The following is a 22,791-nucleotide window of genomic DNA, read 5'->3' as shown; positions in this document are numbered from 1 at the left end:
CGCCTCCCCACCCATCGATTGCTGCGTACTTGTCGTTTTGAACCGTCAGAACGACAAGTACGCAGCAATCGTTTTTAAGAACCCCTTCGCCAGCCTGCCTGGGCCAGGGCGACCAGGACTTTGGCTGCGGCCGGTTTCGCATCGTTGACCATGTGCCGCTTGGAGATTCTGACCTCCGTCCACCCCAACGCGGCGTACCGTTCGGAGCGCGTTATGTCCCTGGCGATCTGGCTTTCCTCGCCGTGGTGGTCGCCCTCGTACTCGATTCCGATCCTGTATTTGCGGTAGGAAAGGTCAGGCTCGTGATGCCTGCTGCCGTCCTCGGCAATGATCGGGACATTCAACTCGGGTTCGGGTAGGCCCGCGCGGACAATCGCGAGCCGGAGCAAGCTTTCCTGCGGTGAGTCCGATCCGACCCGAACGAGCGCCAGAGCTTCTTTCGCCTTCCGGATTCCCCGCTTTCCCCGGTGCCTGTCGATCGTCCGTTGCAGGTCCCTTATGCTGCACAGGGGCATGTCCCGGTCCTCAAACTCCGGCCTGGGCACGCGGACGCAGCTGTCCCCCATCGCCACGAGCTCGTCAACGGACAGCAGCTCGGCCATGTCGAGCCAGGTACGCGCCGGCGTCGTGACCGGAATGCCGTCACTTCTGATGATTTCGTCCTCATACAGCTTCATGCGGTGCACGATGACGTGGGGCCTGTCCAGGTGGGCTGCGCCCTCTGGACGGATGAGGTGGTAGACGTCAGAGGTGTGGTCCTGGCGCCGCTGCGGCAGCGAATGGAGCTCTGCGGCCGTAACATGCGAGGCAGCACAAAGCTGGTTGACCTCAATGAATGGCCGGACCCGCGCGCCCAACGAAAGTCCCGCCGTCGTACCTTCCATCCGGATTCCCCGGCCGAAGCGCTCCAACGAATCGTGCCGCCAACGCCGCGGTGACAGGCCCGCATAAGCAGCGTCTGCAAAGGTGAAGGGGCGGCCGCGGAGTTCCTCCGGTAATGAGCGTGGCGTCTTCATTGGTCCATGACACCAGAACCAGGATTAGTGCCGCAGAAGTTATCCACACCCTTCATCGATTGCTGAGCAGGTGTCGTTTTGGCGCGTGAAAACGACAAATACTCAGCAATCGATGGGGTGGGATCAGTCCTCGCTGTGCAGTTCCCGCTGGCGGACGCTGAGCAGCTCAATCTCCGGGCGGCCCGCCACGAAGCGTTCGACGGCGGACAGCACCTCCACGAGGTGCGCGCGGTCGGCTGCCACGAGCCCCGCACCAAGCTGCGTGCGCCGGTACTGGCTGTGGTCCCCCACCTCGGCCACTGAAATTTCGAAACGCCGCTTGAGTTCGGCCACGAGCGGCCGGACCACGGAACGTTTCTCCTTCAGGCTGTGCACGTCGCCAAGGAGGATGTCGAATTCGATCCAGCCGATCCACATGGCTTCATGCTATCGATTGCTCCGTATTTGTCGTTTGGGTGGCCCAAAACGACAAATACGGAGCAATCGATGGGGGTTTAGATGGTGAGTTCGCCCATCAGGTCCCAGCCTTCGCCGTCGAGCTGGCGGCTGATGATCCTGGGCGTCTCGGCGAGGGCCTGGGGCATGTCAGCCATGGCCTTCTTGAAGTGGTCGCTGTTCACATGGTCACCGGCGGCGTCGTCCTTGAAGGCTTCCACGAGGACGTATTCATTGGGATCGTCCAGGCTTCGGGACCAGTCGAACCAGAGGTTGCCGGGCTCCTGCCGCGTTGCCTTGGTGAAATCAGCTACGAGATCGGGCCAGCGCTCCGCCCACTCGGGCTTGACCTTGAATTTTACGACGATAAAGATCACTGGGATTTTCCTTCCGCGGCGAGACTGCGTGCTCCTTCAATGTACCGGGAAGTAACGTAGCGCTGCGTCGCCCGGGTGACCGGGCCGCCGGCGGCATAGAACCAGTTGGAGGGCTTGCTGAAGGCCCGGATCCTCAACCACACCTCGCCTTGGTTGTTGATCTCCACCTCAAACGATTCCTCCCCGCGGGCCGGGTGTCCTGGCAGCGTCCCGTATCCGAAGCCGGCGGACTGGGGAACACCGTCGGGGGCCGGCTCGTGGACCCACACCACCTGGCAGGGTGCGGGCAGACGGAAGGGTCCGACGCCGAATCCGCTCACCACGCGTGCCCCGGCCACGGCCCGCGGCGAATCTGCGCGGACCCGAAGCCCTGCCCGCCGCTGCAGTTCCCAGCCCAGGATGCCGTCCGCCACGCGCCGGTAAATGTCCAGCCCGCTGCCCAGCCGTGCTTCCTCAAAGACGCGGTCATAACCTTCGGGCGCCCTGCCCTGCTCGGTGCCACCCATCCCCGGGTACCCGAGCTCGCCCGGCACCCGTCCCTCTTCAGTCATTGCCGCCTGCCCTCCCGAGGCGTGCCCACCCCAGTTGCTCCTGTTGCTTCCGGCTCAAGCCTGCCACCACCAGGTCATACGAGTCCTCCACCATGTCCCGGACCATGCCGTCCGGCAGCGAGCCGTCAAGGCGGACGCCGTTCCAGTGGGTCTTGTTCATGTGCCACGCGCCGGTGATCGCGGGGTGCACTGCGCGCAGCTGGACGGCCAGGGCCGGTTCGCACTTCAGGTTCACATAGAAGTCGGCCTGGTCCATGGATGACAGGGCAAACAATTTGGCCTCGTGGCGGGCCCCGCCGGCGATGTGCGCACGCACCTTGAACACCGCGGTCTCCGGACCAAACGGATAATCCTCAAAGGCGCCTGGAAAGCTCAGGCAGATTTCCCGCAGGGCAGTTGGGTCCATAAAGGAAGCCTATAAAGCAGGCCTGCACGGTGCTAGTGTGCGAGGATGTCACGTGACCAGGGAGCAATACCTGTTCTGGATTTGAGTTCCGCACGGCAGCCTTACGGGGCTTTCCGCCCTGAGTTTATTGAGCAGTTGCGGCATGCCACCCACGATGTTGGGTTTTTCCAAATCACCGGATACGGCGGCCGGCCCGGCCAAGCCGAAGAACTCCTGGACCTGATCCGGCGCTTCTTCGACCTGCCGCTTGAGGAACGGATGAAGCTGGACAACCGCCTCTCCCCGCACTTCCGCGGTTACACCCGCATGGGCACGGAGGTGACCCAGGGCCGGGCAGACGCCCGTGAGCAAATTGACTATTCACCGGAGCGGGAGCCGGTCAGGGATTATCCGGACGACCAGCCCTACTGGCTGCTGCAGGGACCCAACCTGTGGCCGGATGAAACCCTGCCAGAGCTGAAGACTGCCGCCATGGAGTGGGCGGACCTGATGTCCGGGGTGGGGATGGAGCTGCTGCGGGCCATTGCTGTTTCCCTGCAGCTGCCCGAGGACTACTTCGACGAGCCCTTCCGGGATTCACCGGCATGGATGGGCAAGCTGGTGCACTACGTGGGCGGTGTGGTGGAGGCCGCTGGAGACCAAGGCGTGGGCTCGCATGCGGACTACGGCTTCGTGACCCTCCTGCTGCAGGATGAGGTGGGCGGCCTTGAAGTGCTGCCGCCCGGAACCACCGAGTGGCTGCCGGTGGAACCCCTCGCCGGAGCCCTGGTGGTGAACCTTGGCGAGATGCTCGAAGTCGCCACCGAGGGGTACCTGGCAGCGACCATCCACCGCGTGCAGGCGCCCCCGCCGGGCGTCGACCGCTACTCGGTGCCGTTCTTCTGGTCGCCGGGACTGGACGCGGTGATCGACCCCGTGCCGCTGGCTCCGGAATTGAAAGCAGCCGCCCGGGGGATCACCGACGATCCCGCCAACCCGCTTCTGGCGTCCTTCGGCATGAACATGCTCAAGGGCAGGATGCGGGCGCACCCGGACGTCACCGAGCAGCACTATCCGGAGTTGCTGCGGCGCCAGGGTTGATGGCCACCTACGCTGGGACTCCGGACGTTAGAGGTTGTATTTCCACGCGAGCTGTGCGGGGCAGGCATTCATGACAACGTCCAGCCCCGCGGCCTTGGCGCGCTCCGCCGCTGCCTCGTCGATAACCCCCAGCTGGAGCCAAACAGCTTTCGCCCCCGCGGCAATAGCCTGGTCCACCACGCTGCCCACCTTCTGTGAGTTCACGAAGCAATCCACGACGTCGATAGGCCGCTTTTCCGCCGGAATGTCACCGAGGGTGCGGTACCCGGCTTCGCCGTGGACAGCGTCGCCGGGCAGGTTCACCGGGATGATTTCCATGCCCAGCCTGTCGCGGATGAACAGCGACACATCATAGGCGGCACGCCACTCATTGGTACTCAGGCCAACGATGGCCCAACGCCCCTTGGTTCGCATGAGACGTTCAATGACTGCAGGATCGTTCGTGTGGCCCATGGGATTAGCCTACGCTCTGCCCGGAGTGGCAGCCTGGATCGAATAAAAGAATGATCCTTCTCCGAACATGCGGCTGTGAACGAATATTACGCACCTAAACGCGAGAGTTTGCTCTCGACGATTCAGTGCGCTGTAGTGGTTCTTGACCATCCCGAGCGGCCGAGAGACCTGGATCGATGACGCCGCAGCAACCCTGGTCGCCGGACGCTCCCCAACAGCCCCGGCGATAGCAAGGATTGCAGCCGTGGGTACCGGAACTGACCACTCCGGCGAGGCTGCCTCCGTAGGGTGCTACTGCCAGGACCGATGGAGTGATCCTATGACCGCAGTTTTGTCGTCCCGGCCTGCCGGGACGAACCCCGCCCACGCGCCTGCCCTCCCCGTATCGTTCAGGAACCTGCGCCGCACTTTCGGGGCCGGCACCGCAGCCCATACCGTCCTCCGGGACGTGACCTTCGATGTGGCACCCGGAGAAGTGCTGGCCATCCTGGGACCCTCGGGTTGCGGAAAATCCACGCTCCTGCGCGCCACGGCAGGCCTGGACTTCCCGAGCGCCGGTTCCGTCGTCATTGAGGACACCCCGGTGCACGGCATCGATCCCCGGTGCGCCTTCGCCTTCCAGGAACCCCGGCTGCTGCCCTGGCACACCCTGCAGGCCAACGTGGCCATCGGCCTGCCCACCGGATGCAGTGCCAAGGAAGGCAAGGCAAAGGTAGCCCGCCTGCTGGAACTGGTGGGGCTGGAGAAATTCGCCAAGCACCGCCCCCGCGAGGTGTCCGGCGGCATGGCGCAGCGCGCCTCCCTGGCAAGGGCACTGGCCCGGAATCCCGGCGTCCTGCTGCTTGATGAACCCTTCGGGGCCCTGGATGCCCTCACCCGGATCAAGATGCAGGACTTGCTCCTGGACATCCACCGGGCAGAGCCCACCACCGTCCTGCTGGTCACCCACGACGTGGATGAAGCCCTGCAGCTCGCAGACCGAATCATCGTCCTCGGCCCCGACTCCGCCGGGCAAGGTGCAACCATCGTCAGGACCGTCCAGGTGCCCGGCAGCCGGCCGCGTGAACGCGCCTCAGCCGAACTCGCCCTCATGCGCAGCTCACTCCTGGAAACGCTGGGCGTCGACGGGCACTGAAGGCTCCTGACGAGGAGCCGCTGGCACCCCTAAAGCCTTCGCCTGCCCCCGGTGGCCCACGCCGCCGTCGGACCTTACCGCCTGGCGGGCGCAGCCTGGCCTCCCCCGTTCCACACCGCACAATTCCGCACCGTTCCATCCCGCTTTCGAAGGAAACCAATGCCGCACGCATCGCCCATCTCCCGCCGTTCAGTCCTTGGCGCAGCAGCCCTGGCCGTCTCCACGGTCCTGGCACTCACCGGATGCGTAGCAGGGGAAGGTTCCTCCGGCAGCGCGGCCGCAGCCGGCAGCAGCAAGGGCGGCGGCACCCTGAACATCGACTTCGCCACCTACAACCCGCTGAGCCTGGTCATAAAGAAGCAGGGGTGGCTCGAGGCCAGCCTCAAGGACCAGGGCGTCACCGTGAACTGGGTACAGTCCGCCGGGTCCAACAAAGCGAACGAGGCGCTGCGTTCCGGCGCGATCGACGTCGGTTCCACCGCCGGCTCCGCCGCCCTCCTGGCCCGGGCCAACGGCTCCGAAATCAAGACCGTCGACATCTTCTCGCAGCCCGAGTGGGCGGCCCTGGTGGCACCGGCCGGCTCAGACATCAAGTCCGTGGCCGACCTCAAGGGCAAGTCCATCGCCGCCACCAAAGGCACCGACCCCTACTTCTTCCTCCTGCAGTCACTGGAGCAGGCCGGACTGAAGCCCGGCGACGTGACGGTCCAGAACCTGCAGCACGCCGACGGCCGCACCGCCTTGGAGAACGGCTCGGTCCAGGCCTGGTCCGGGCTGGACCCGATCATGGCGGGAGCGGAGCAGAAGGGTGCCAAGCTCTTCTACCGCAACCTGGACTTCAACACCTACGGCTTCCTCAACGCCACCGAATCCTTCCTGAAGAACAAGCCGGAACTGGCACAGGCCGTGGTAAACGCCTACGAAAAGGCCCGCGCCTGGGCCGCACAGAACCCGGACCAGACCGCCCAGATCCTGGCCGACGTGGCCGGCCTGGACCTCCCCGTGGCCAAGACCGTGGTCCTGGAGCGCAGCAACCTGGACGTCAACCCGGCACCGGGTGACGCCCAGCGCAAAGTACTGGAGAAGATCGGCCCCACCTTCGTGGAGACCGGCGACGTCAAGACGCAGAAGCAGATTGACGACGCCGTGGCCTCCCTTCTCGACGACTCGCTGGTGAAGAAGGCTGACCCGTCAGCCATCAAGGCCTCCTGATGAGCTACCCAGGAGAGCCATACACCACCGGCGCAAGTGTTGCGGATGGACGTGCTGCAGCCGCCACCGCAACCTCGGCAGACGCCGCCCAGCCGGGTGCCGCCACGGCGCCCTCTCCGGCACCGGGATGGTCTCCCGCCGGAGTCCTTTCCAGGAACTGGGCGCGTCTGCCCCTTGGCCTGATCATTCCGGCGGCCCTGCTGGCAGCGTGGCAACTTGCCTCCACCAGCGGGATGTTCACCGTGGTCCAGCTCCCCCCGCCGGCCATGGTGCTGTCCGCTGCGGGCGAGCTCGTGGACCGCGGCGAGCTGTGGACCCACATCGCTATCTCCACCCAACGGGTCCTGATCGGATTCCTGGTGGGCGCAGCCCTGGGCCTGGTCCTCGGCGCAACCGTGGGACTTTCCAAAATCGCCGACGCCCTGCTGGCACCCACCATCGGCGCACTCCGGGCAGTACCCTCGCTGGCCTGGGTGCCGCTGCTGATCCTGTGGATGAAGATCGGCGAGGACTCCAAGGTCACGCTCATCATCATCGGCGCCTTCTTCCCGGTGTTCACCACCGTCTCCCTGGCGCTGCGCCACGTGGACCGCAACCTGGTGGAGGCCGCCCGGGCCTTCGGGCTCAAGGGGATCCGGCTGCTGACCACCGTGCAGCTGCCCGCCGTCGTCCCCGCCGTGTTCTCCGGCCTGCGCCTGGCCCTTGCCCAGGCATGGCTGTTCCTGGTGGCGGCTGAGCTGATCGCGTCCTCCATGGGACTGGGCTTCCTCTTGATCGACTCGCAGAACAACGGCCGCACAGACCGTCTGCTCCTGGCCATCGTGATGCTGGCCGTGATTGGAAAGATTACCGACGCCCTGCTGGGCCTGGCCGAAAAAGGGGCGGTGAAACGATGGGCGTGAGCACCACCGAAACGTTGGACCAGAGCACTGGGGTGCACCCGGACAACGTTGCTTTCTGGGAGCAGCAGGCGCTGCGCCTGGACTGGGACACCCGCTGGCACACCGCTCACCGCTGGGTCCCGGCAGACCCGGAGGCGGGCCGCGGCCCGGAGATCACGTGGTTCGACGGCGGCAAGCTCAACGTGGCCGCCAACTGCGTGGACCGCCACGTGGCGGCAGGCCGGGGCAACAAGGTGGCACTCCACTTCGAAGGGGAGCCGGGCGACCGCCGGTCCATCACCTATGCCGCACTCCAGCGCGAGGTCTCCAAGGCAGCCAACGCGCTCCTGGCCCTCGGCATCACCAAGGGCGACCGCGTAGTCATCTACCTCCCCGTCATCCCCGAAACCATCATCATCACCCTGGCCGTGGCCCGCATCGGCGCCATCCACTCCCTGGTCTTCGGCGGGTTCTCCGCGGAGGCACTGAAGTTCCGGGTGGAGGACACCCGCGCCAAGCTGTTGGTGACCACTGACGGCCAGTTCCGGCGCGGCACAGCCGTTCCCGTCAAGGACAACGCCGACGCCGCGGTAGCCGGCGAGAACGCGATCGAACACGTCCTGGTGGTCAACCGCACCACCCCGGCCGACAACCTGGCAACCGTCCCCATGACCGAGGGCCGCGACCTTTGGTGGCACGACGTCGTCGACACCGCCGCGGACGTCCACGAGCCGGAGGCCTTCGACGCCGAGACGCCGCTGTTCATCATGTACACCTCCGGCACCACCGGCAAACCCAAGGGCCTGGTGCATACCTCCGGCGGTTACCTCACGCAGGCGTCCTGGAGCTTCGAGCACCTGTTCAGCAACCCGGACCCGACCCTCCGGGATGAGGACGTGCACTGGTGCACCGCCGACCTCGCCTGGGTCACCGCCCACACGTATGAGATCTACGGCCCGCTGTCCAACGGCGTGACCCAGGTGATCTTCGAGGGCACACCCAACACTCCGCATCCGGGCCGGCACTTCGAGATCATCGAGCGCTACGGCGTGACGCAGTACTACACCGCCCCCACCCTGGTGCGCTCCCTGATGGGCTGGTTCCCCGACGGCGTGCCGGACACCTACGACCTCTCCTCCATCCGCCTGCTGGGCACCGTGGGCGAGGCTGTCAATCCCGAGGCCTGGCGTTGGCTGCGGGAGAACGTGGGCGCGGGCACAGCGCCGGTTGTGGACACCTGGTGGCAGTCCGAGACCGGCGCCACCATTCTCTCCCCCGCCCCCACGGACACCAGCTTCAAGCCGGGTTGCGCGGCCCGTCCGCTGCCCGGCGTCAGCACCAGGATCGTGGACGACGGCGGCGCCACCGTTGCCCCGGGCGTCCAGGGATACATCGTGGTTGACTCCCCCGGGCCCGCCATCGCGCGGACCGTCTGGGGGAACCCGCGCCGCTACTTCGATTCCTACTGGAGCAAGTTCGCGGACCAGGGCTGGTTCCTGGCCGGCGACGGCGCCAAGTACGATTCCGATGGCGACATCTGGATCCTGGGCCGGGTGGATGACACCCTCAACGTCTCAGGCCACCTGCTCTCCACTATCGAGATCGAGTCCGCCCTGGTCTCGCACCCGGACGTGGTGGAGGCAGGCGTCTGCCCGGTGGCTGACTCCAAGACCGGGCATGCCGTGGTGGCCTTCGTCGTCCTTAAGGCGGGCGCCAAAGCCCGCAGCGACGCGGATGTAATCGAAGAGCTGCGGCAGCACGTGGCGAAGGAAATCGGCCCCATCGCCAAGCCGCGCGACGTCGTCGTGGTCCCCGATGTTCCCAAGACGCGCAGCGGCAAGATCATGCGCCGACTGCTCACCCAACTGTTTGAAGGTACCGCGCTGGGCGATACCACCTCGCTCCAGAACGAACCGGCAATCGCCGGCATCCAGCAAGTCCTGCGCCTGCGGGCCCTAGCAAAGGAAAACTCATGACCGAGATCAGCAACGTCGCCCGGCTCTCCGAACCCCTCAAGTTCGCCTACTGGGTGCCCAATGTCTCCGGTGGCCTGGTGGTATCCACCATCGAACAGCGCACCGGCTGGGACTTCGACTACAACAAGAAGCTGGCGCGCATCGCCGAGGAGTCCGGGTTCGAGTACGCCCTGACCCAGACCCGCTACGCCGCCTCCTACGGAGCGGACAAGCAGCACGAGGCCACCTCGTTCAGCCTGGCCCTGCTCGCCGCCACGGAGCGCCTCAAGGTGATCGCCGCCGTCCACCCGGGCATGTGGCACCCCGGTGTCCTGGCGAAGTACATCATCACCGCAGACCACATCTCCAACGGCCGCGCTGCGGTCAACATCGTTTCCGGCTGGCTGAAGAGCGAGTTCACCAACTTTGGCCTGGAATGGCTGGAACACGACGAGCGCTACGTCCGCACCGAGGAATTCATCAACGTCCTGCGCGGCCTGTGGACCGAGCAGGAGTACAGCCAGTCCGGCAAGTACTACAACATCACCGACTTCACCCTGAACCCCGCCCCGGTCAACGTTCCCGGCCGCGCCCACCCCGAGATCTTCTTCGGCGGCAATTCGACGGCGGCCCAGGCCACCGCGGGCCGGGTGGCGGACTGGTACTTCTCCAACGGCAAGGACCTGGAGGGTTTCAAGGAGAACATCGCCGGTGTTGTCGCCTCGGCCGGCGAGGCCCGGCGCGGCACCGAAGGGCAGCTCGCCGCTCCGAGGTTCGGCCTGAACGGTTTCGTTATTGCCCGCGACTCCGAGAAGGAGGCCCGGGACACCCTGCGCGAGATCGTCGAGAAGGCACACAAGCCCGCCGTCCAGGGGTTCCGCGACGCGGTGCAGGAGGCCGGGGCGTCCACCAAGGACGGCAAGGGCATGTGGGCCGACTCCACGTTTGAGGACCTGATCCAGTACAACGACGGGTTCAAGACCCAGCTGATCGGTACCCCGGAGCAGATCGCCGAGCGGATCGTCGAGTACAAGAAGATCGGCGTGAACCTCTTCCTCACCTGCTACCTGCACTTCCAGGAGGAGGTGGCGGCGTTCGGCCGGGACATCCTGCCGATCGTCCGCGAACTGGAAGCGGACCTGGCCCGCAAGAACGGCACCGAGCTCGTCCCCACCCGCCCCCTAACCTCGCAAGCTCGGCCAGGGAACCCTGCGGGCGTGGGCCCATCCAGCACCCCGGTTGCCGCCGAGGCGGTGACTGTCTGATGGCTGAGCGTACTTTCGGTTTCCGCACCCGCGCCCTGCACGCCGGCGGCACCCCGGACGCCGAGCACGGCGCCCGCGCGGTCCCCATTTACCAGACCACGTCCTTCGTCTTCAAGGACACCAACGACGCCGCCAACCTGTTCGCCCTGCAGAAGTACGGCAACATCTACTCCCGCATCGGCAACCCCACGGTGGCGGCGTTCGAGGAGCGCATCGCGTCCCTCGAAGGCGGCATCGGAGCGGTAGCGACGTCGTCAGGCATGGCCGCAGAGTTCATCACCTTCGCCGCGCTCACCCAGGCGGGCGACCACATCGTGGCCGCCTCCCAGCTGTACGGCGGCACGGTGACCCAGCTGGACGTGACCCTGCGCCGGTTCGGCGTGGACACCACGTTCGTCCCCGGCACGGACCCAGCGGACTATGCCGCGGCTGTCCAGGACAACACCAAGGCGATCTTCGTCGAGGTGGTGGCCAACCCGTCGTCGGAAGTCCAGGACCTTGCCGCCCTGGCCAAGGTGGCGCACGACGCCGGCATCCCCTTGGTGGTCGACGCCACCTTGAGCACGCCGTACCTCGTGCGGCCCATCGAGCACGGCGCCGACATCGTGATCCACTCCGCCACGAAGTTCCTGGGCGGCCACGGCACCACGCTCGGCGGCGTGGTGGTGGAAAGCGGCCGCTTCAACTGGGGCAACGGCAAGTTCCCCACCATGACCGAGCCCGTGGCTTCCTACGGAAACGTCTCCTGGTGGGGCAACTTCGGCGAGTACGGCTTCCTCACCAAGCTCCGCTCGGAGCAGCTGCGCGACATCGGCCCTGCCCTGTCGCCGCAGTCGGCGTTCCAGCTGCTCCAGGGCGTCGAAACCCTGCCGCAGCGGCTCGACGAGCACTTGAAGAACGCCCAGGCCGTGGCCGAGTGGCTGGAAAACGATGACCGGGTGGCCTATGTCAACTACTCCGGGCTGCCGTCGCACCCACACTTCGAACGGGCGCGGAAGTACCTGCCGCAGGGCCCCGGCTCGGTCTTCTCCTTTGGAGTCAAGGGCGGGCGCGCTGCCGGCCAGAAGTTCATCGAGTCGCTGCAGCTGGCCTCGCACCTTGCCAACGTGGGTGACTCCCGGACCTTGGTGATCCACCCCGGCTCCACCACCCACCAGCAGCTCAGCGCGGCACAGCTGGAATCCGCCGGCGTGCCGGAGGACCTGGTCCGCATCTCCGTGGGCCTGGAGGACATCGAGGACATCCTGTGGGACCTGGACCAGGCACTCACCGAGGCGTCCAAAGCGGTGCCCGGAGCCGTCGCTGAAGAACCCGCAGAAGCCTGCACGATCGGAGCAAACGCATGAGCACCGCCGAACGTACCTGGACGGGCCCGTCCGCACCGGAGCGGCTCTCCCTGCTCCGGCAGGCGAAGTCCATCGCGATTGTTGGCGCGTCGGACAAGCCGTCACGGGCCAGCTACTTCGTGGCCACCTACCTGCTGTCATCCACGCGCTACAAGGTGTACTTCGTCAACCCCGTGGTCAAGGAGATCCTGGGACAGCCCACCTACGCGTCGCTGGCGGACCTGCCGGAAAGCCCGGACATCGTTGACGTGTTCCGCAAGCACGACGACCTTCCCGGCGTCCTCGATGAGGCAGCGGCCGCGGGCGCCAAGACGCTCTGGCTGCAGCTGGGGTCTTGGCATGAAGGCGTGGCGGCCGACGCAGAAGCCGCCGGGCTCAATGTGGTCATGGACCGTTGCGTGAAGATTGAGCACGCGCGCTTCCATGGCGGGCTCCACCTGGCCGGTTTCGATACTGGCGTGGTTTCCTCCAAGCGCCAGGTCCTGGCGTGATGCTTCCGCTCGAATGAGAACAGCGGGCCCGTTTCAACGGGCCCGCTGTTCTTTTAACGGCTATTTGGCCGGGGAGGCGCCCTTCTGGGCGTTGCCCGGGCTTCCGCCCTGTGACTGGCCCTGTGCTGGCTGCCCGGCATTACCAGTGGAGCCTGCCGACTTCTGGGCCCCGGCACCGGCGGTCCCCAGGACCCCGGCCGAGCTGTTGGCTGCCGGCGGTTCAGCTTTCCCCGCTCCTGGCGGGCTTGGCGCTACTGCAGTTCCTTCGGCCCCGGCCGGTCCGGCGGTGTCCTTGCCGCTGCCGGCTCCATTGCCCTGTGCAGCTGCCCCGGACGCACCCTTTTTCCCGGTCGCACCGCACTTCGCTGTACCTGTTTCGGATTCGTGCCTTACCGGGCCGGTGCATGGCGGGAGGTTGGTGCGGCCGGACAGGCCTGCGTGGCCCCGCAGGAGGCGTGACGCCAAATTTGCGGCGTCGGCAGGCCCGGCAGGAGCAGCGGAAGAAGCCGTCTCCCCGTCTGCCGCCATTTTGGGGGCACCGTGACCCGCGCCGGCGGCCCCGGCACCGTCCCCAGTGGCTGATGCGTCAGCGGCGGGCCGGCTCCACGGAACCCACTCCTCCAGCACTTGCTCCATGCTGCTGCCGTCCGGGGTGGTGGTGCCGGCAGCAACTCCGCCAACACCGAGTCCCATCCCGGCAACCAGTACCAGACCGAGCGCCGTGGGGCGATGGCGGCGACGGCGGCGGGCGAGTTCGTCGTGCCGCTGGTCACGGGGCTGCTCGTGCGGCAGCTCAGCATTCGGCTCATCCGAATCAGGCACTTCAGCCGTTGGCGGCACACCCGCAGCAAGCAATGCGGCCAGCTCCCCGGTGGGCGCGGGGACGGGCAGCGATGCCATGGTGCCGAGCGAGAGCAGCACGTCACGAAGTTCCGCGTCCTGGCCGCAGCCTGCGTCCTGAAGCACGTCGTCCACAAGGGTGGCGAGGTTATCCGAGGCGGATGTCATGGCGTGAGATACTCCTTCACTGCCTTAAGTTCCCGGAGTTTGAGCAAGGCGCGCCGCTGCAGTTGTTTTACCGCTCCGGCGCTCTTATCCATGGCTTCCGCCGTCTGTTCTATCGAAAGGCCGCCCACCAGCCGAAGCGACAGCACTTCCCGCTGGTCCTGGGGCAGTCCGTCCAGCAGCCCAAGGACTTCCCGGGGCGAGATGCGCTGCAGGGCTTCATTCTCCGCAGAGGTATCTTCGCGCTGGTCGAGTTCGGGCTCGAAGGACAGCTTTACTGGAGTCCGGCTTTGGCGGCGGTAGTCATCCACCATCCGGGCGTGGGCAACGGAGAAGATAAACGTACGCAGCCCGGCTTCTCCTCCGTGGACGGTGTTGAGCCTGGGCAGCACCGAAAGGAATACTTCCTGCATGGCGGCCTCCGGATCCTCGACTCCCCGGGCCGTGAGATAGCCCAGTACCTGTGATGCGTATGTCTTGTAGACGAGGCTGAAGGCAGCGGTCCCGGAAACTGGCTGGTCCGGAGCCTCGTCTGTCTGTGCATCGGTCACTGACGTAGTGCTTTCCGTCAAAGAGGGTGTTGGCAAGGCAAGCGCTCAGTACATCCGGAACGCTGGCCCCACTCTACCCTTCGGTAACCACCCCGCCAGAACCGCCACGGCCCCGTGGACGGGCCAGTGCGGGGTCACGCCGGGGGAAGCTGCACGTGGGGAAAGACAAAAGAGCCGGTCTGGAACGTGATGGGGGACAGGTTCCAGACCGGCACTTCATAGGGGTAATCGCCGACGCTGCCGGGAGGGTTACGCGTTTTCAAAAAAACTTCCAAAGATCTTTTCAACGGACTGCTGCCCTGGTCCACCGCGGGGTGGCCGCCTGCCGCCGGGGCGCCTTCGCCGGCGCGAAAGCATGCACCCTGGCGGGCATGCGCTCTTCGCCGCAAACAGGTGCGACGGCGGCAGGCGGCTCAGCGGCACCGGCGGCACCGGCGGCAGCAGCCGCAGCGGGCGGGATTGCCGGGGTTGCGGCCCCGGGACGGGTCAGGGCTCCCGCGGGGCACAGGTCGGTGACCAGGCCGGTGCCGGCACATTCGCGTACCGCGGCGATCCCGGCTGCCACCGACGCTTTGTCCTCGTAGGGTCCCGAGACCGCGATCACTCCCCCGTCAGCAGCCAGGAGCCGGAACCGGAAGAACAAATCAGCATCAATGAATGCTTCGAATTTTCCAGCCATGACGGTCCTTCCTTGGGCACCAGGGGGTATTACCGAGTGTGGCTTCCCCACCATCGGCCTCACAAGACCGGCCGCGTTAAGCCTGTGTAAATTGCTTCCCCACGCCAAAGCCAACGGCAGGCCACCTGCAAAGGTGGCCTGCCGCCGTCGTTATCCTGCGCTCTAAGCGCGGATTAGTCGTTGATGAGGTCGTTCACCACGATGGTCTGGTCCCGGTCCGGGCCCACGCCGATGGCGGAGAAGCGGGTGCCGGAGAGCTTCTCCAGCGCCAGCACGTAGTTCCGGGCGTTCTCCGGCAGGTCCGCAAGGGTGCGGGCGCCGGTGATGTCCTCGGTCCAGCCGTCGAAGTACTCGAAGATGGGCTTGGCGTGGTGGAACTCGGTCTGCGTCATGGGCATCTCATCGTGCCGAACGCCGTCCACGTCGTAGGCCACGCACACGGGGATCTGTTCGATGCCGGTGAGCACGTCCAGCTTGGTCACGAAGTAATCCGTGAAACCGTTCACGCGCGAGGCGTGGCGGGCCAGCACGGCGTCGTACCAGCCGCAGCGGCGCGGGCGCCCGGTGTTGACGCCGAATTCGCCGCCGGTCTTCTGCAGGTACATGCCCATCTCGTCGAAGAGTTCCGTGGGGAAAGGTCCGGCGCCAACGCGGGTGGTGTAGGCCTTGATGATGCCGATGGAGCGCGAAATCCGGGTGGGCCCGATGCCGGAGCCCACCGACGCGCCGCCGGCCGTGGGGTTGGAGGAGGTCACGAACGGGTAGGTGCCGTGGTCCACGTCCAGGAAGGTGGCCTGGCCGCCCTCCATCAACACCACTTTGCCCTCATCCAGGGCGGAGTTCAGGACCAGGGTGCTGTCGATGACCAGAGGGCGGAGCCGCTCGGCATAGGACAGGAAGTACTCCACGATCTCGTCCACCACCACGCTGCGGCGGTTGTAGACCTTGACCAGGAGCTCGTTCTTCTGCCGCAGCGAGCCTTCCACCTTCTGGCGGAGGATGGATTCGTCGAAGACGTCCTGGACGCGGATGCCCAGCCGGGCCACCTTGTCCATGTAGGCGGGGCCGATGCCGCGGCCGGTGGTTCCGATGGCACGCTTGCCGAGGAAGCGTTCGGTCACCTTGTCCAGGACCTGGTGGTACGGGGCCACGAGGTGGGCATTGGCGGAGACGCGCAGTTTGGAGGTGTCTGCACCGCGGGCCTGCAGGCCGTCGATTTCCTGGAAGAGGGCCTCGAGGTTCACTACGCAGCCGTTGCCGATGATGGGAACGGCATTGGGGCTGAGGATGCCTGCCGGCAGCAGCTTGAGTTCGTACTTTTCACCGCCCACGACGACGGTGTGCCCGGCGTTGTTGCCGCCGTTGGGCTTGACGACGTAGTCAACACGGCCGCCCAGCAGGTCGGTGGCCTTGCCTTTTCCTTCGTCGCCCCACTGGGCTCCTACGATCACAATTGCTGGCATGGGATCCTCCCCCATTCGTTCGGGCTGCCCGGTTGCCACGAGGTGGCGGGCCATGCAGCACCGTTCATGAGAATGCCCCGAACATACCGGCCTTCACACAGCCGCAGCACGGCACGGCGAAGGAAGAGTTCCGGGGCTCTTACCACCCAAGTTTAGCCGATGGGGCACTTGGTCCTTCGTTGGCCCCGCCGCGGCCCGTCATGCGGGAAGGGCCGCGGCGGGCCTGGTCAGAACCGCCGCCGCGCTGCTATTCGTCCTCAGCCTCCCCGGCGGGCCGGGACGTCTGCTCGGCGAGGGTGTCCCAGAAGGAAATGTCGGCGTCGGCAATCGAACCGTCAGCAATGGCGGCGGCGGTGGACGTCAGCGTGGTGACCGTCTGCTTGATCAGATAGCCGTTGCTGCGCTGGCCCAGTGCGTAGCCGTCCAGGTAGTGGTCGGACATGCCGCGCATCTCGAAGAGCAAGGTGGCAATGCCGTATTCCACGGAGATGCCGTTGCGGCTGATGGTTTCGGCGCTGCCGCCCTGGTATTTGCCCAGGTGGCCCCAACCGGTGGAGTCGACGTTGTTGAAGACCACGGCGCCCAACTGCTTGGACTTTTCGACGACGGCCGGGTCGGCGTTGGGGGTGGTGGGGTACAGGATGGAGCCGGAAACCAGCTTGCCGTCGCGCTCCGCCCGGGTGCCCTGGTGGTGCAGGTCGATCATGTAGTCGATCCGGTACTTGCGCATCACGTTGTTGTGCAGCGCCTGGGTCTCCGGCTGGATCTTGGCCACGTGGTCGCGGTTCAGGTCCACGCCCTCGGCGTTGTAGCGGGTGAGGTGCCGGTCCCCCTTGGCGAGGTAGTTGTCCAGGGAGAAGTTCACGTCCCCCATGGCGCCGTCCGCGTTGAGCATGGGCACCACCAGGATGTTCGCGCCTTTGAGGATGTCCGCCGACTTGCCGGTGCCCAGGTGCTTGATGAACTCCATGGCGCCCTCGGTGGTGAGCTGTTCGTTGCCGTGCTGCTGGGTCAGGTAAAGGATGGTGGGCTTGGCCGGGTCCGAGATGTACTTGACCAGGTGGATGTCGCGGCCCTTGACGGTCTGGCCGATGACTTCCAGTTCCATGGCGGGCTGGCGGGCGTCCTGGTCCTTCAGGAAGGAAACCATCTGGTCATAAGTGGCCAGCTTTGTTGTGGTGATCTGTCCGTTGCCGTCATAGCTGGGGCCCTCGCCCACTGCATTTGCCAGCGGGGCCGGTCCCGCCACGACGGCGAGCGCCAGAACGCCGGAAAGGGCAAGGTTCCTGAGGTTTGCCAGGGGTTTGTTCACGGTGCATGACCTCTTCATTGAGTGCGGTGGTTCTTTGGGTCGAGTGGGTGGCAGCCGCCATGTCCCTCATTCGGCTGTGACAAGAAGCCAACCAAGCTGGACATAATCTGTCAATATGCTGGACGAAACCTGTAAGGATGCAAACAGGAGCGCAGAAGTAAAAGAAGGCCTGCCTGGCGCGACACAAAGTGGACCGGACTTGCCCGCGTGGAGCGTCTCGATTTAAGTGGGAGGGAACCATCCGGAGCGGCCGAGAGACCTGGCTCGATGACGCCGCAGCAACCCCGGTCCGGCAGGATTCCTGCCGGCCGAAGGTGCTACTGCCAGGACCGATGGAAAGGAAGATTCCAGCATGTCACTGAACACCGACCACATCCGCGTCACCCACGCCGGTTCCCTGCCCCGCACCCCGGAACTCATCGCGGCGAACGCCGCCAAGGAAGCCGATGGCATCACCCCGGAATTCCTCCAACTGCTTGAGGCCTCCGTGGTGGACGTGGTGCAGCGCCAGAAGGACCTGGGCATCGACATCCCCAACGACGGCGAATACGGACACGCCATGTCCAGTTCCGTGGATTACGGTGCTTGGTGGAACTACTCCTTCGCACGCCTCGGCGGCTTGGAGCCCACCAATGTGGACCGCTGGGCCGAAGCCGGGGTCCGCCGCTCGTCACCCGGCCATGTGGTACTGACGTCCTTCCCCGACCGCCGGGATCGGCAGGCGTTCAACGAGGCGTACAACGATCCTTCCTCCGGCATCCTCACCCACCGCAAGAGCGTCGCCCAGCCCAAGATCGCCGGGCCCCTGACCTACACCGGCCAGGATCTGGTGGCATCGGATATCAGGAACTTGAAGACCGGACTGGCCGCCGCAGGCCTCTCAGATGGTTTCGTGGCGTCCCTCTCCCCCGGCTCCTGCGCCAGGGTAGCCAACGAGTACTACAAGTCCGACGAGGAACTCGTCTACGCCTGCGCCGACGCCATGCGGGAGGAATACAAGGCGATCATCGACGCCGGGCTCACCGTGCAGCTCGATGACCCGTCCCTGGCCGAGAGCTGGGACCAGATCAACCCCGAGCCCTCCCTGGAGGACTATCTGAAGTTCATCCAACTGCGCATCGAGGCCACCAACTGGGCCCTCCGGGATCTCCCCCAGGAACAGATCCGGCTGCACGTCTGCTGGGGATCCTGGCATGGCCCGCACACCACGGACATCCCCTTCGCGGACATTATCGGCTCCGTGCTGCAGGTCAACGCCGGGGCGTACTCCTTCGAGGCCGCCAACGTGCGCCATGAACACGAATGGCGGGTCTGGGAGGACACCAAGCTGCCCGAGGGCAAGGTCATCATTCCGGGCGTCGTGTCGCATGCCACCAACGTGGTGGAGCACCCTGACCTGGTGGCGGACCGCATCGTGCGTTTCGCCGACGTGGTGGGCCGGGAGAACGTCATTGCCTCTACCGACTGCGGCCTGGGCGGCCGGGTGCACCCGCAGATCGCCTTCGCCAAGCTGGAAGCGCTGGGCGAGGGCGCCCGTCGGGCCACCAACCGGCTCTGGTAATCCGCTTGCCATCCGGGGCGCCGGCTGTTCCTTCCATCACCGGAAAGGGGCGGCCGGCGTTTCGCTTCCCGGGTCTTGCTAAACTGGGGAAGGCCGGCGAGGTCCGGCCCACCCCAACCAACCGCTGCTGATGCGTTTGCGCTTGCCCGCGCCCTCATCTGCCGGCGGCAGCAACGCCAATCCCCGCAGGAGAACCAGCACTTCATGACAGCCCTGGCCCCCGAAACATTCCACGAACAGCTCATGAGCCGCCGCTACGAACCCAGCGTTGCAGCCGTCAACGAACTCTGCGATTCCCTGCGGGAGACCAAACCAGGAACCGTGGTCCCCTACGTCGACCCCATGCACGACGTTGAGGAATGCCGCATCATCAGCCTCTACTCCAACATCGGCGAGGCGGATCCGTCCGGCTTCATCACCGCCGGCGACCAGGACGCCGCAACCCGGATGCTGGGCATCCAGTGGAAGCTGGGCCTGCGCCCCGAGTTCGTGATGCCTTGGAACGTCCACCCCTGGCACGTTCCCGGCGAAGCCAACGGGAAGTTCACCCCGGACCAGGTCCAGGCCGGCCTCAAACCCCTGCTGAAGTTCCTGGCCTTGGTCCCCCGCGCATCGGTCATCGTGGCGCACGGCACCGAAGCCAACCGCCTGGCCAACCTGCTGCTGAAGACCGAGGTTCCCCTGCTGTGGCGCCGCGGCCTGAAGACCTACAAGGTCCGCTCGCTGAGCGGCCGCGCGTTCGCCGGTTCCCCTGCACGCCAGGAGGAGTTCCTCGAGGACATGCGGACGGCGTATGCAGACGCCATGGCCCGGACCGGCATCGCGAAGCCCTGAATCGTCGGCGCTCAGCCTGTGGCATCGGAGTCGGTAAACGAAATTCCCGGTGCCGATTCGTCTTCGGCTTCAACCCAGGTGGTGAAGTCGGCGTACGACATCCAGGAGTAGTAGTCACAGAACCTGAGACACGATTTTTCCTGCTTTCCCACGCTTCGCGCAGCTCCTCCTTTCTTCCTCTAGCCCTTTGATTCTTTTAACCGAAATCAGGGACGGCGCATTCCAGTCCAGGGACGACGGCGGGCGGTCACCTTTTCGCCAAAAGGGGACCGCCCGCCGTCGTCATATATGGGGCCCTCGGTGGGGACTTAGGAGCCTTCGATGGCTGCCTTTGCCCTGGGGTCGGAATCGTTGAGGAACTTCTCGATCCGCTCCGGTTCGTCCGCCTCCCCGATGGCGGCCGACGCCCTGCCCAGGGAGTAGAGCGCGCGCAGGAACCCCCGGTTGGGCTCGTGCTCCCACGGGATGGGTCCGACGCCGCGCCAGCCGTTGCGCCGCAGCGCATCCAGGCCGCGGTGATAGCCCACCCGAGAGTAGGCGTAGGAGTCGATGGTGCGCCCCTCCGCCCATGCTTCCTCGGCCAGGATGGCCCACAGCAGTGAGGACGTGGGGTGCCTTTCCACCAGGTCCAGGGCTTCCTGCCCGGCCTCCAGCTGTCCGTACACCTCGGTTTCGGCGGGCAGGAGCGTGGGCTCCGGCCCCATCAGGTTCCGGCGGAACTCGTCCGACATCTAGAAGGTCTTTCCGGCCGAGCCGAGCTGCTTGGTGGCTTCCACCACGCGGGCTGCGAGGCCGGCTTCGGCGGAGGCGCCCCAGACACGGGGGTCGTAGGTCTTCTTGTTGCCCACTTCGCCGTCAACTTTCAGGACGCCGTCGTAGTTCTTGAACATGTGGTCCGCCACCGGGCGGGTGTAGGCGTACTGGGTGTCGGTGTCGATGTTCATCTTGATCACGCCGTACGAAACAGCGTCCGCGATTTCCTGGTCCGAGGAGCCGGAGCCGCCGTGGAACACCAGGTCAAACGGGTTCTCCTTGCCGATCTTGGCACCAACCTGGGCCTGGATGTCCTTGAGGATCTCCGGGCGCAGCTTGACGCCGCCGGGCTTGTAGACGCCGTGGACGTTGCCGAAGGTGAGGGCGGTGATGTAGCGGCCGTTCTCGCCGGCGCCCAGGGCATCGATCGTAGCCAGGGCGTCCTCAACCGTGGTGTACAGCTTGTCGTTGATGGCGTTCTCCACGCCGTCTTCCTCGCCGCCGACGGTGCCGATTTCAACCTCGAGGATCATCTTGGCAGCCGCGGTGCGGGCCAGCAGGTCACGGGCGATCCGCAGGTTTTCCTGCAGGGTCTCGGCGGAGCCGTCCCACATGTGGGAGTTGAACAGCGGGTTGCGGCCGGCCTTGACCTCAGCTTCGGAAGCCTCGAGCAGGGGCAGGACGAAGCCGTCCAGCTTGTCCTTGGGGCAGTGGTCCGTGTGCAGGGCGACGTTCACCCCGTAGTTCTTGGCAACCTCGCGGGCAAAAGCCGCGAAACCCAGGGAGCCGGCCACCATGTCCTTGGTGGACGCGCCGGACCAGTAGGCCGCACCGCCGGTGGAAACCTGGACGATGCCGTCGGACTCGGCCTCGGCGAAGCCACGGAGGGCTGCGTTAAGCGTCTGCGAGGACGTGACGTTCACGGCCGGGTATGCGAAGCCGCCCGCCTTCGCACGGTCGATCATTTCGGAGTAGATCTCTGGGGTTGCAATGGGCATGCTGGCTCCTCTGCTGAGTTTCGTCTGTGGGTGGAAGACCCTCAAGTAGACCGCTTACGGCTTGGCACCATCCTAGCCATTAGCGGGCCGGGAGTGCTCTGGGTTACGCCCCACCGGCCCACCTACCACTTCCACCCACCCCCGCGAGATGGCACTTGACGGCAATGCCTGGGGCGGGAATTGCCGTCATCTGCCATCTCGCGTCCAGCCGCGGCTCTGCAGCGCCTCCCGCACCTTGCGTACGACGGCGGGCCTGTCACCTTCCAGGTGTTGCTTGCCGATGCGAACTTCAAGCCACCCCAGTGCCAGAGTCCGGTCGTACCGTTCCATGTCCCGCAGGTGCTGCTCCTCCCCTGCGTGGTGCCCGCCGTCGTACTGCAGCGCGATGCCCCACTGCGGATAGGCAGCGTCAGGCCAGAGCGAAGGAAGCCCCCCTTGGTCGAACAGGACGTGGTTCAGGACCGGTTCCGGCAAGCCGGCGTCAATCAGCGCGAGCCGCATGTGTGTTTCCGGGGCGGAGTCGGCGCCTACCCGCACCAATTCGATCGCTTCCCGGGCTGTCTTTATGCCCCGCATGCCCCCATGCCTGCTGATGACGTACCGGAGTGCGTCAAGGCCGCACAGCGCCTCCCTCGGACGCGGAAAGCCGGGCCCGTGGGAGCACACCAAGTAATCTCCAACGGCCACAAGGTCCTGCACGGCCAGCACAGGGGCCAGGTCCAGCCAGGTCCGTGCAGGCGAGGTGACCCTGACGCCGTCGTACTCCGCTACCTCGTCCGGCAGGAAAGACAGCAGATGGCCGACGACGTTGGAGCGGCGTGGAAAGCTGAATCCGCGCCGCCGGGCCAGATGGATCCGCCAGTCGCCGCCCGGCCCTGGCGGCAACGGCGCTCCCCAGACATGTGCGGCAGAGAGGGACGTCAGAATGGACGTGTCATCAAGGTCTGTGTACGCGCGCAACGCTGCAGCACCGGCGGCACCGGAGTGGACCGGCATCCGGATGCCCCTCGAAACGGTCACCAGATCCTTCGC

The 22,791-nt window shown here is 65.8% G+C and carries 24 protein-coding genes and 1 riboswitch; of the genes, 10 read left to right on the top strand and 14 right to left on the bottom strand.

Annotation, left to right across the window (positions count from 1 at the left end):
- Positions 1-74 precede the first annotated feature (74 nt).
- The 5 genes from ACETK3_RS07340 to ACETK3_RS07320 form a co-directional block, all read right to left on the bottom strand.
- Positions 75-1,016, bottom strand: a complete 942-nt coding sequence (locus ACETK3_RS07340; protein ID WP_237429754.1) for a hypothetical protein — start codon at positions 1,014-1,016, stop codon at positions 75-77.
- Positions 1,017-1,139: 123 nt separating this feature from the next.
- Positions 1,140-1,433 (bottom strand): DUF503 domain-containing protein, encoded by a 294-nt coding sequence (locus ACETK3_RS07335; RefSeq protein WP_236800935.1) that lies wholly within the window; start codon positions 1,431-1,433, stop codon positions 1,140-1,142.
- Between the two features lie 77 nt (positions 1,434-1,510).
- Complete coding sequence (locus ACETK3_RS07330) at positions 1,511-1,828, bottom strand: putative quinol monooxygenase (RefSeq protein ID WP_237429753.1); 318 nt, start codon at positions 1,826-1,828, stop codon at positions 1,511-1,513.
- Positions 1,825-2,379: a DUF1990 family protein gene (locus tag ACETK3_RS07325; protein WP_237429752.1), complete on the bottom strand. Its 555-nt coding sequence runs from the start codon at positions 2,377-2,379 to the stop codon at positions 1,825-1,827. The genes ACETK3_RS07330 and ACETK3_RS07325 overlap by 4 nt, the downstream gene beginning before the upstream one ends.
- On the bottom strand, positions 2,372-2,785 hold the full coding sequence (locus tag ACETK3_RS07320) for an MmcQ/YjbR family DNA-binding protein (RefSeq protein ID WP_237429751.1): 414 nt from the start codon (positions 2,783-2,785) through the stop codon (positions 2,372-2,374). Before ACETK3_RS07320 ends, ACETK3_RS07325 begins: the two co-directional genes overlap by 8 nt.
- A gap of 45 nt (positions 2,786-2,830) precedes the next feature.
- Between ACETK3_RS07320 and ACETK3_RS07315 the strand changes: the two genes are divergently transcribed.
- Entirely contained in the window at positions 2,831-3,865 is a 1,035-nt protein-coding gene (locus ACETK3_RS07315) for an isopenicillin N synthase family oxygenase (protein ID WP_237429750.1), read from the top strand.
- 27 nt (positions 3,866-3,892) lie between these two features.
- On the opposite strand, the gene ACETK3_RS07310 is transcribed toward ACETK3_RS07315, so the two are convergent.
- Positions 3,893-4,318, bottom strand: a complete 426-nt coding sequence (locus ACETK3_RS07310) for a CoA-binding protein (RefSeq protein ID WP_237429749.1) — start codon at positions 4,316-4,318, stop codon at positions 3,893-3,895.
- Positions 4,319-4,637: 319 nt separating this feature from the next.
- On the opposite strand from ACETK3_RS07310, the gene ACETK3_RS07305 reads away from it, so the two are divergent.
- The 7 genes from ACETK3_RS07305 (at position 4,638) to ACETK3_RS07275 (ending at position 12,603) form a co-directional block, all read left to right on the top strand.
- Complete coding sequence (locus ACETK3_RS07305) at positions 4,638-5,453, top strand: ABC transporter ATP-binding protein (protein WP_237429748.1); 816 nt, start codon at positions 4,638-4,640, stop codon at positions 5,451-5,453.
- 159 nt (positions 5,454-5,612) lie between these two features.
- Complete coding sequence (locus ACETK3_RS07300; RefSeq protein WP_306968721.1) at positions 5,613-6,665, top strand: aliphatic sulfonate ABC transporter substrate-binding protein; 1,053 nt, start codon at positions 5,613-5,615, stop codon at positions 6,663-6,665.
- Positions 6,665-7,567 carry an ABC transporter permease gene (locus ACETK3_RS07295; protein ID WP_306968720.1) on the top strand — a complete coding sequence of 301 codons (903 nt, stop codon included), beginning with the start codon at positions 6,665-6,667 and terminating at the stop codon, positions 7,565-7,567. The genes ACETK3_RS07300 and ACETK3_RS07295 overlap by 1 nt, the downstream gene beginning before the upstream one ends.
- Positions 7,558-9,522, top strand: a complete 1,965-nt coding sequence (acs, locus tag ACETK3_RS07290; RefSeq protein WP_306968719.1) for an acetate--CoA ligase — start codon at positions 7,558-7,560, stop codon at positions 9,520-9,522. Before ACETK3_RS07295 ends, acs begins: the two co-directional genes overlap by 10 nt.
- Positions 9,519-10,766 carry a dimethylsulfone monooxygenase SfnG gene (sfnG, locus tag ACETK3_RS07285; protein ID WP_306968717.1) on the top strand — a complete coding sequence of 416 codons (1,248 nt, stop codon included), beginning with the start codon at positions 9,519-9,521 and terminating at the stop codon, positions 10,764-10,766. Before acs ends, sfnG begins: the two co-directional genes overlap by 4 nt.
- A complete protein-coding gene (locus tag ACETK3_RS07280; protein ID WP_237429745.1) occupies positions 10,766-12,112 on the top strand; it encodes an O-acetylhomoserine aminocarboxypropyltransferase/cysteine synthase family protein in 1,347 nt (448 codons plus the stop codon). The genes sfnG and ACETK3_RS07280 overlap by 1 nt, the downstream gene beginning before the upstream one ends.
- Entirely contained in the window at positions 12,109-12,603 is a 495-nt protein-coding gene (locus ACETK3_RS07275) for a CoA-binding protein (protein WP_306968714.1), read from the top strand. The genes ACETK3_RS07280 and ACETK3_RS07275 overlap by 4 nt, the downstream gene beginning before the upstream one ends.
- Positions 12,604-12,663: 60 nt before the next feature.
- Here the strand turns inward: ACETK3_RS07275 and ACETK3_RS07270 are convergent, their stop codons facing one another.
- The 5 genes from ACETK3_RS07270 to ACETK3_RS07250 form a co-directional block, all read right to left on the bottom strand.
- Positions 12,664-13,611 (bottom strand): hypothetical protein, encoded by a 948-nt coding sequence (locus ACETK3_RS07270; protein WP_373992696.1) that lies wholly within the window; start codon positions 13,609-13,611, stop codon positions 12,664-12,666.
- Positions 13,608-14,159: an RNA polymerase sigma factor gene (locus ACETK3_RS07265; RefSeq protein WP_237429743.1), complete on the bottom strand. Its 552-nt coding sequence runs from the start codon at positions 14,157-14,159 to the stop codon at positions 13,608-13,610. The genes ACETK3_RS07270 and ACETK3_RS07265 overlap by 4 nt, the downstream gene beginning before the upstream one ends.
- Positions 14,160-14,442: 283 nt before the next feature.
- Positions 14,443-14,838: a YegP family protein gene (locus ACETK3_RS07260; RefSeq protein ID WP_306968707.1), complete on the bottom strand. Its 396-nt coding sequence runs from the start codon at positions 14,836-14,838 to the stop codon at positions 14,443-14,445.
- Positions 14,839-15,011: 173 nt separating this feature from the next.
- Positions 15,012-16,301: an adenylosuccinate synthase gene (locus ACETK3_RS07255; protein ID WP_142131297.1), complete on the bottom strand. Its 1,290-nt coding sequence runs from the start codon at positions 16,299-16,301 to the stop codon at positions 15,012-15,014.
- Between the two features lie 247 nt (positions 16,302-16,548).
- Positions 16,549-17,631 (bottom strand): M14 family zinc carboxypeptidase, encoded by a 1,083-nt coding sequence (locus ACETK3_RS07250; RefSeq protein ID WP_306968704.1) that lies wholly within the window; start codon positions 17,629-17,631, stop codon positions 16,549-16,551.
- Between the two features lie 216 nt (positions 17,632-17,847).
- Positions 17,848-17,952, top strand: a riboswitch (SAM riboswitch).
- 13 nt (positions 17,953-17,965) lie between these two features.
- Between ACETK3_RS07250 and ACETK3_RS07245 the strand changes: the two genes are divergently transcribed.
- Positions 17,966-19,174: a cobalamin-independent methionine synthase II family protein gene (locus ACETK3_RS07245; RefSeq protein ID WP_236800911.1), complete on the top strand. Its 1,209-nt coding sequence runs from the start codon at positions 17,966-17,968 to the stop codon at positions 19,172-19,174.
- Between the two features lie 204 nt (positions 19,175-19,378).
- Positions 19,379-20,008, top strand: a complete 630-nt coding sequence (locus tag ACETK3_RS07240) for a uracil-DNA glycosylase (protein ID WP_236800910.1) — start codon at positions 19,379-19,381, stop codon at positions 20,006-20,008.
- Positions 20,009-20,316: 308 nt separating this feature from the next.
- On the opposite strand, the gene ACETK3_RS07235 is transcribed toward ACETK3_RS07240, so the two are convergent.
- The 3 genes from ACETK3_RS07235 to ACETK3_RS07225 form a co-directional block, all read right to left on the bottom strand.
- A complete protein-coding gene (locus ACETK3_RS07235) occupies positions 20,317-20,739 on the bottom strand; it encodes a DUF3151 domain-containing protein (protein ID WP_236821177.1) in 423 nt (140 codons plus the stop codon).
- A complete protein-coding gene (gene fbaA / locus ACETK3_RS07230; RefSeq protein ID WP_236800904.1) occupies positions 20,740-21,759 on the bottom strand; it encodes a class II fructose-bisphosphate aldolase in 1,020 nt (339 codons plus the stop codon).
- A gap of 186 nt (positions 21,760-21,945) precedes the next feature.
- The gene (locus tag ACETK3_RS07225; RefSeq protein ID WP_306968697.1) at positions 21,946-22,779 is read right to left on the bottom strand and encodes a hypothetical protein; all 834 of its coding nucleotides are present in this window, start codon (positions 22,777-22,779) and stop codon (positions 21,946-21,948) included.
- Positions 22,780-22,791 lie beyond the last annotated feature (12 nt).

This window comes from Arthrobacter sp. E44, assembly GCF_041877125.1.
Taxonomy (GTDB): Bacteria; Actinomycetota; Actinomycetes; order Actinomycetales; family Micrococcaceae; genus Arthrobacter.
Note: the sequence above shows the minus strand (reverse complement) of the source record. Positions and strands in the feature narration are given on the sequence as shown.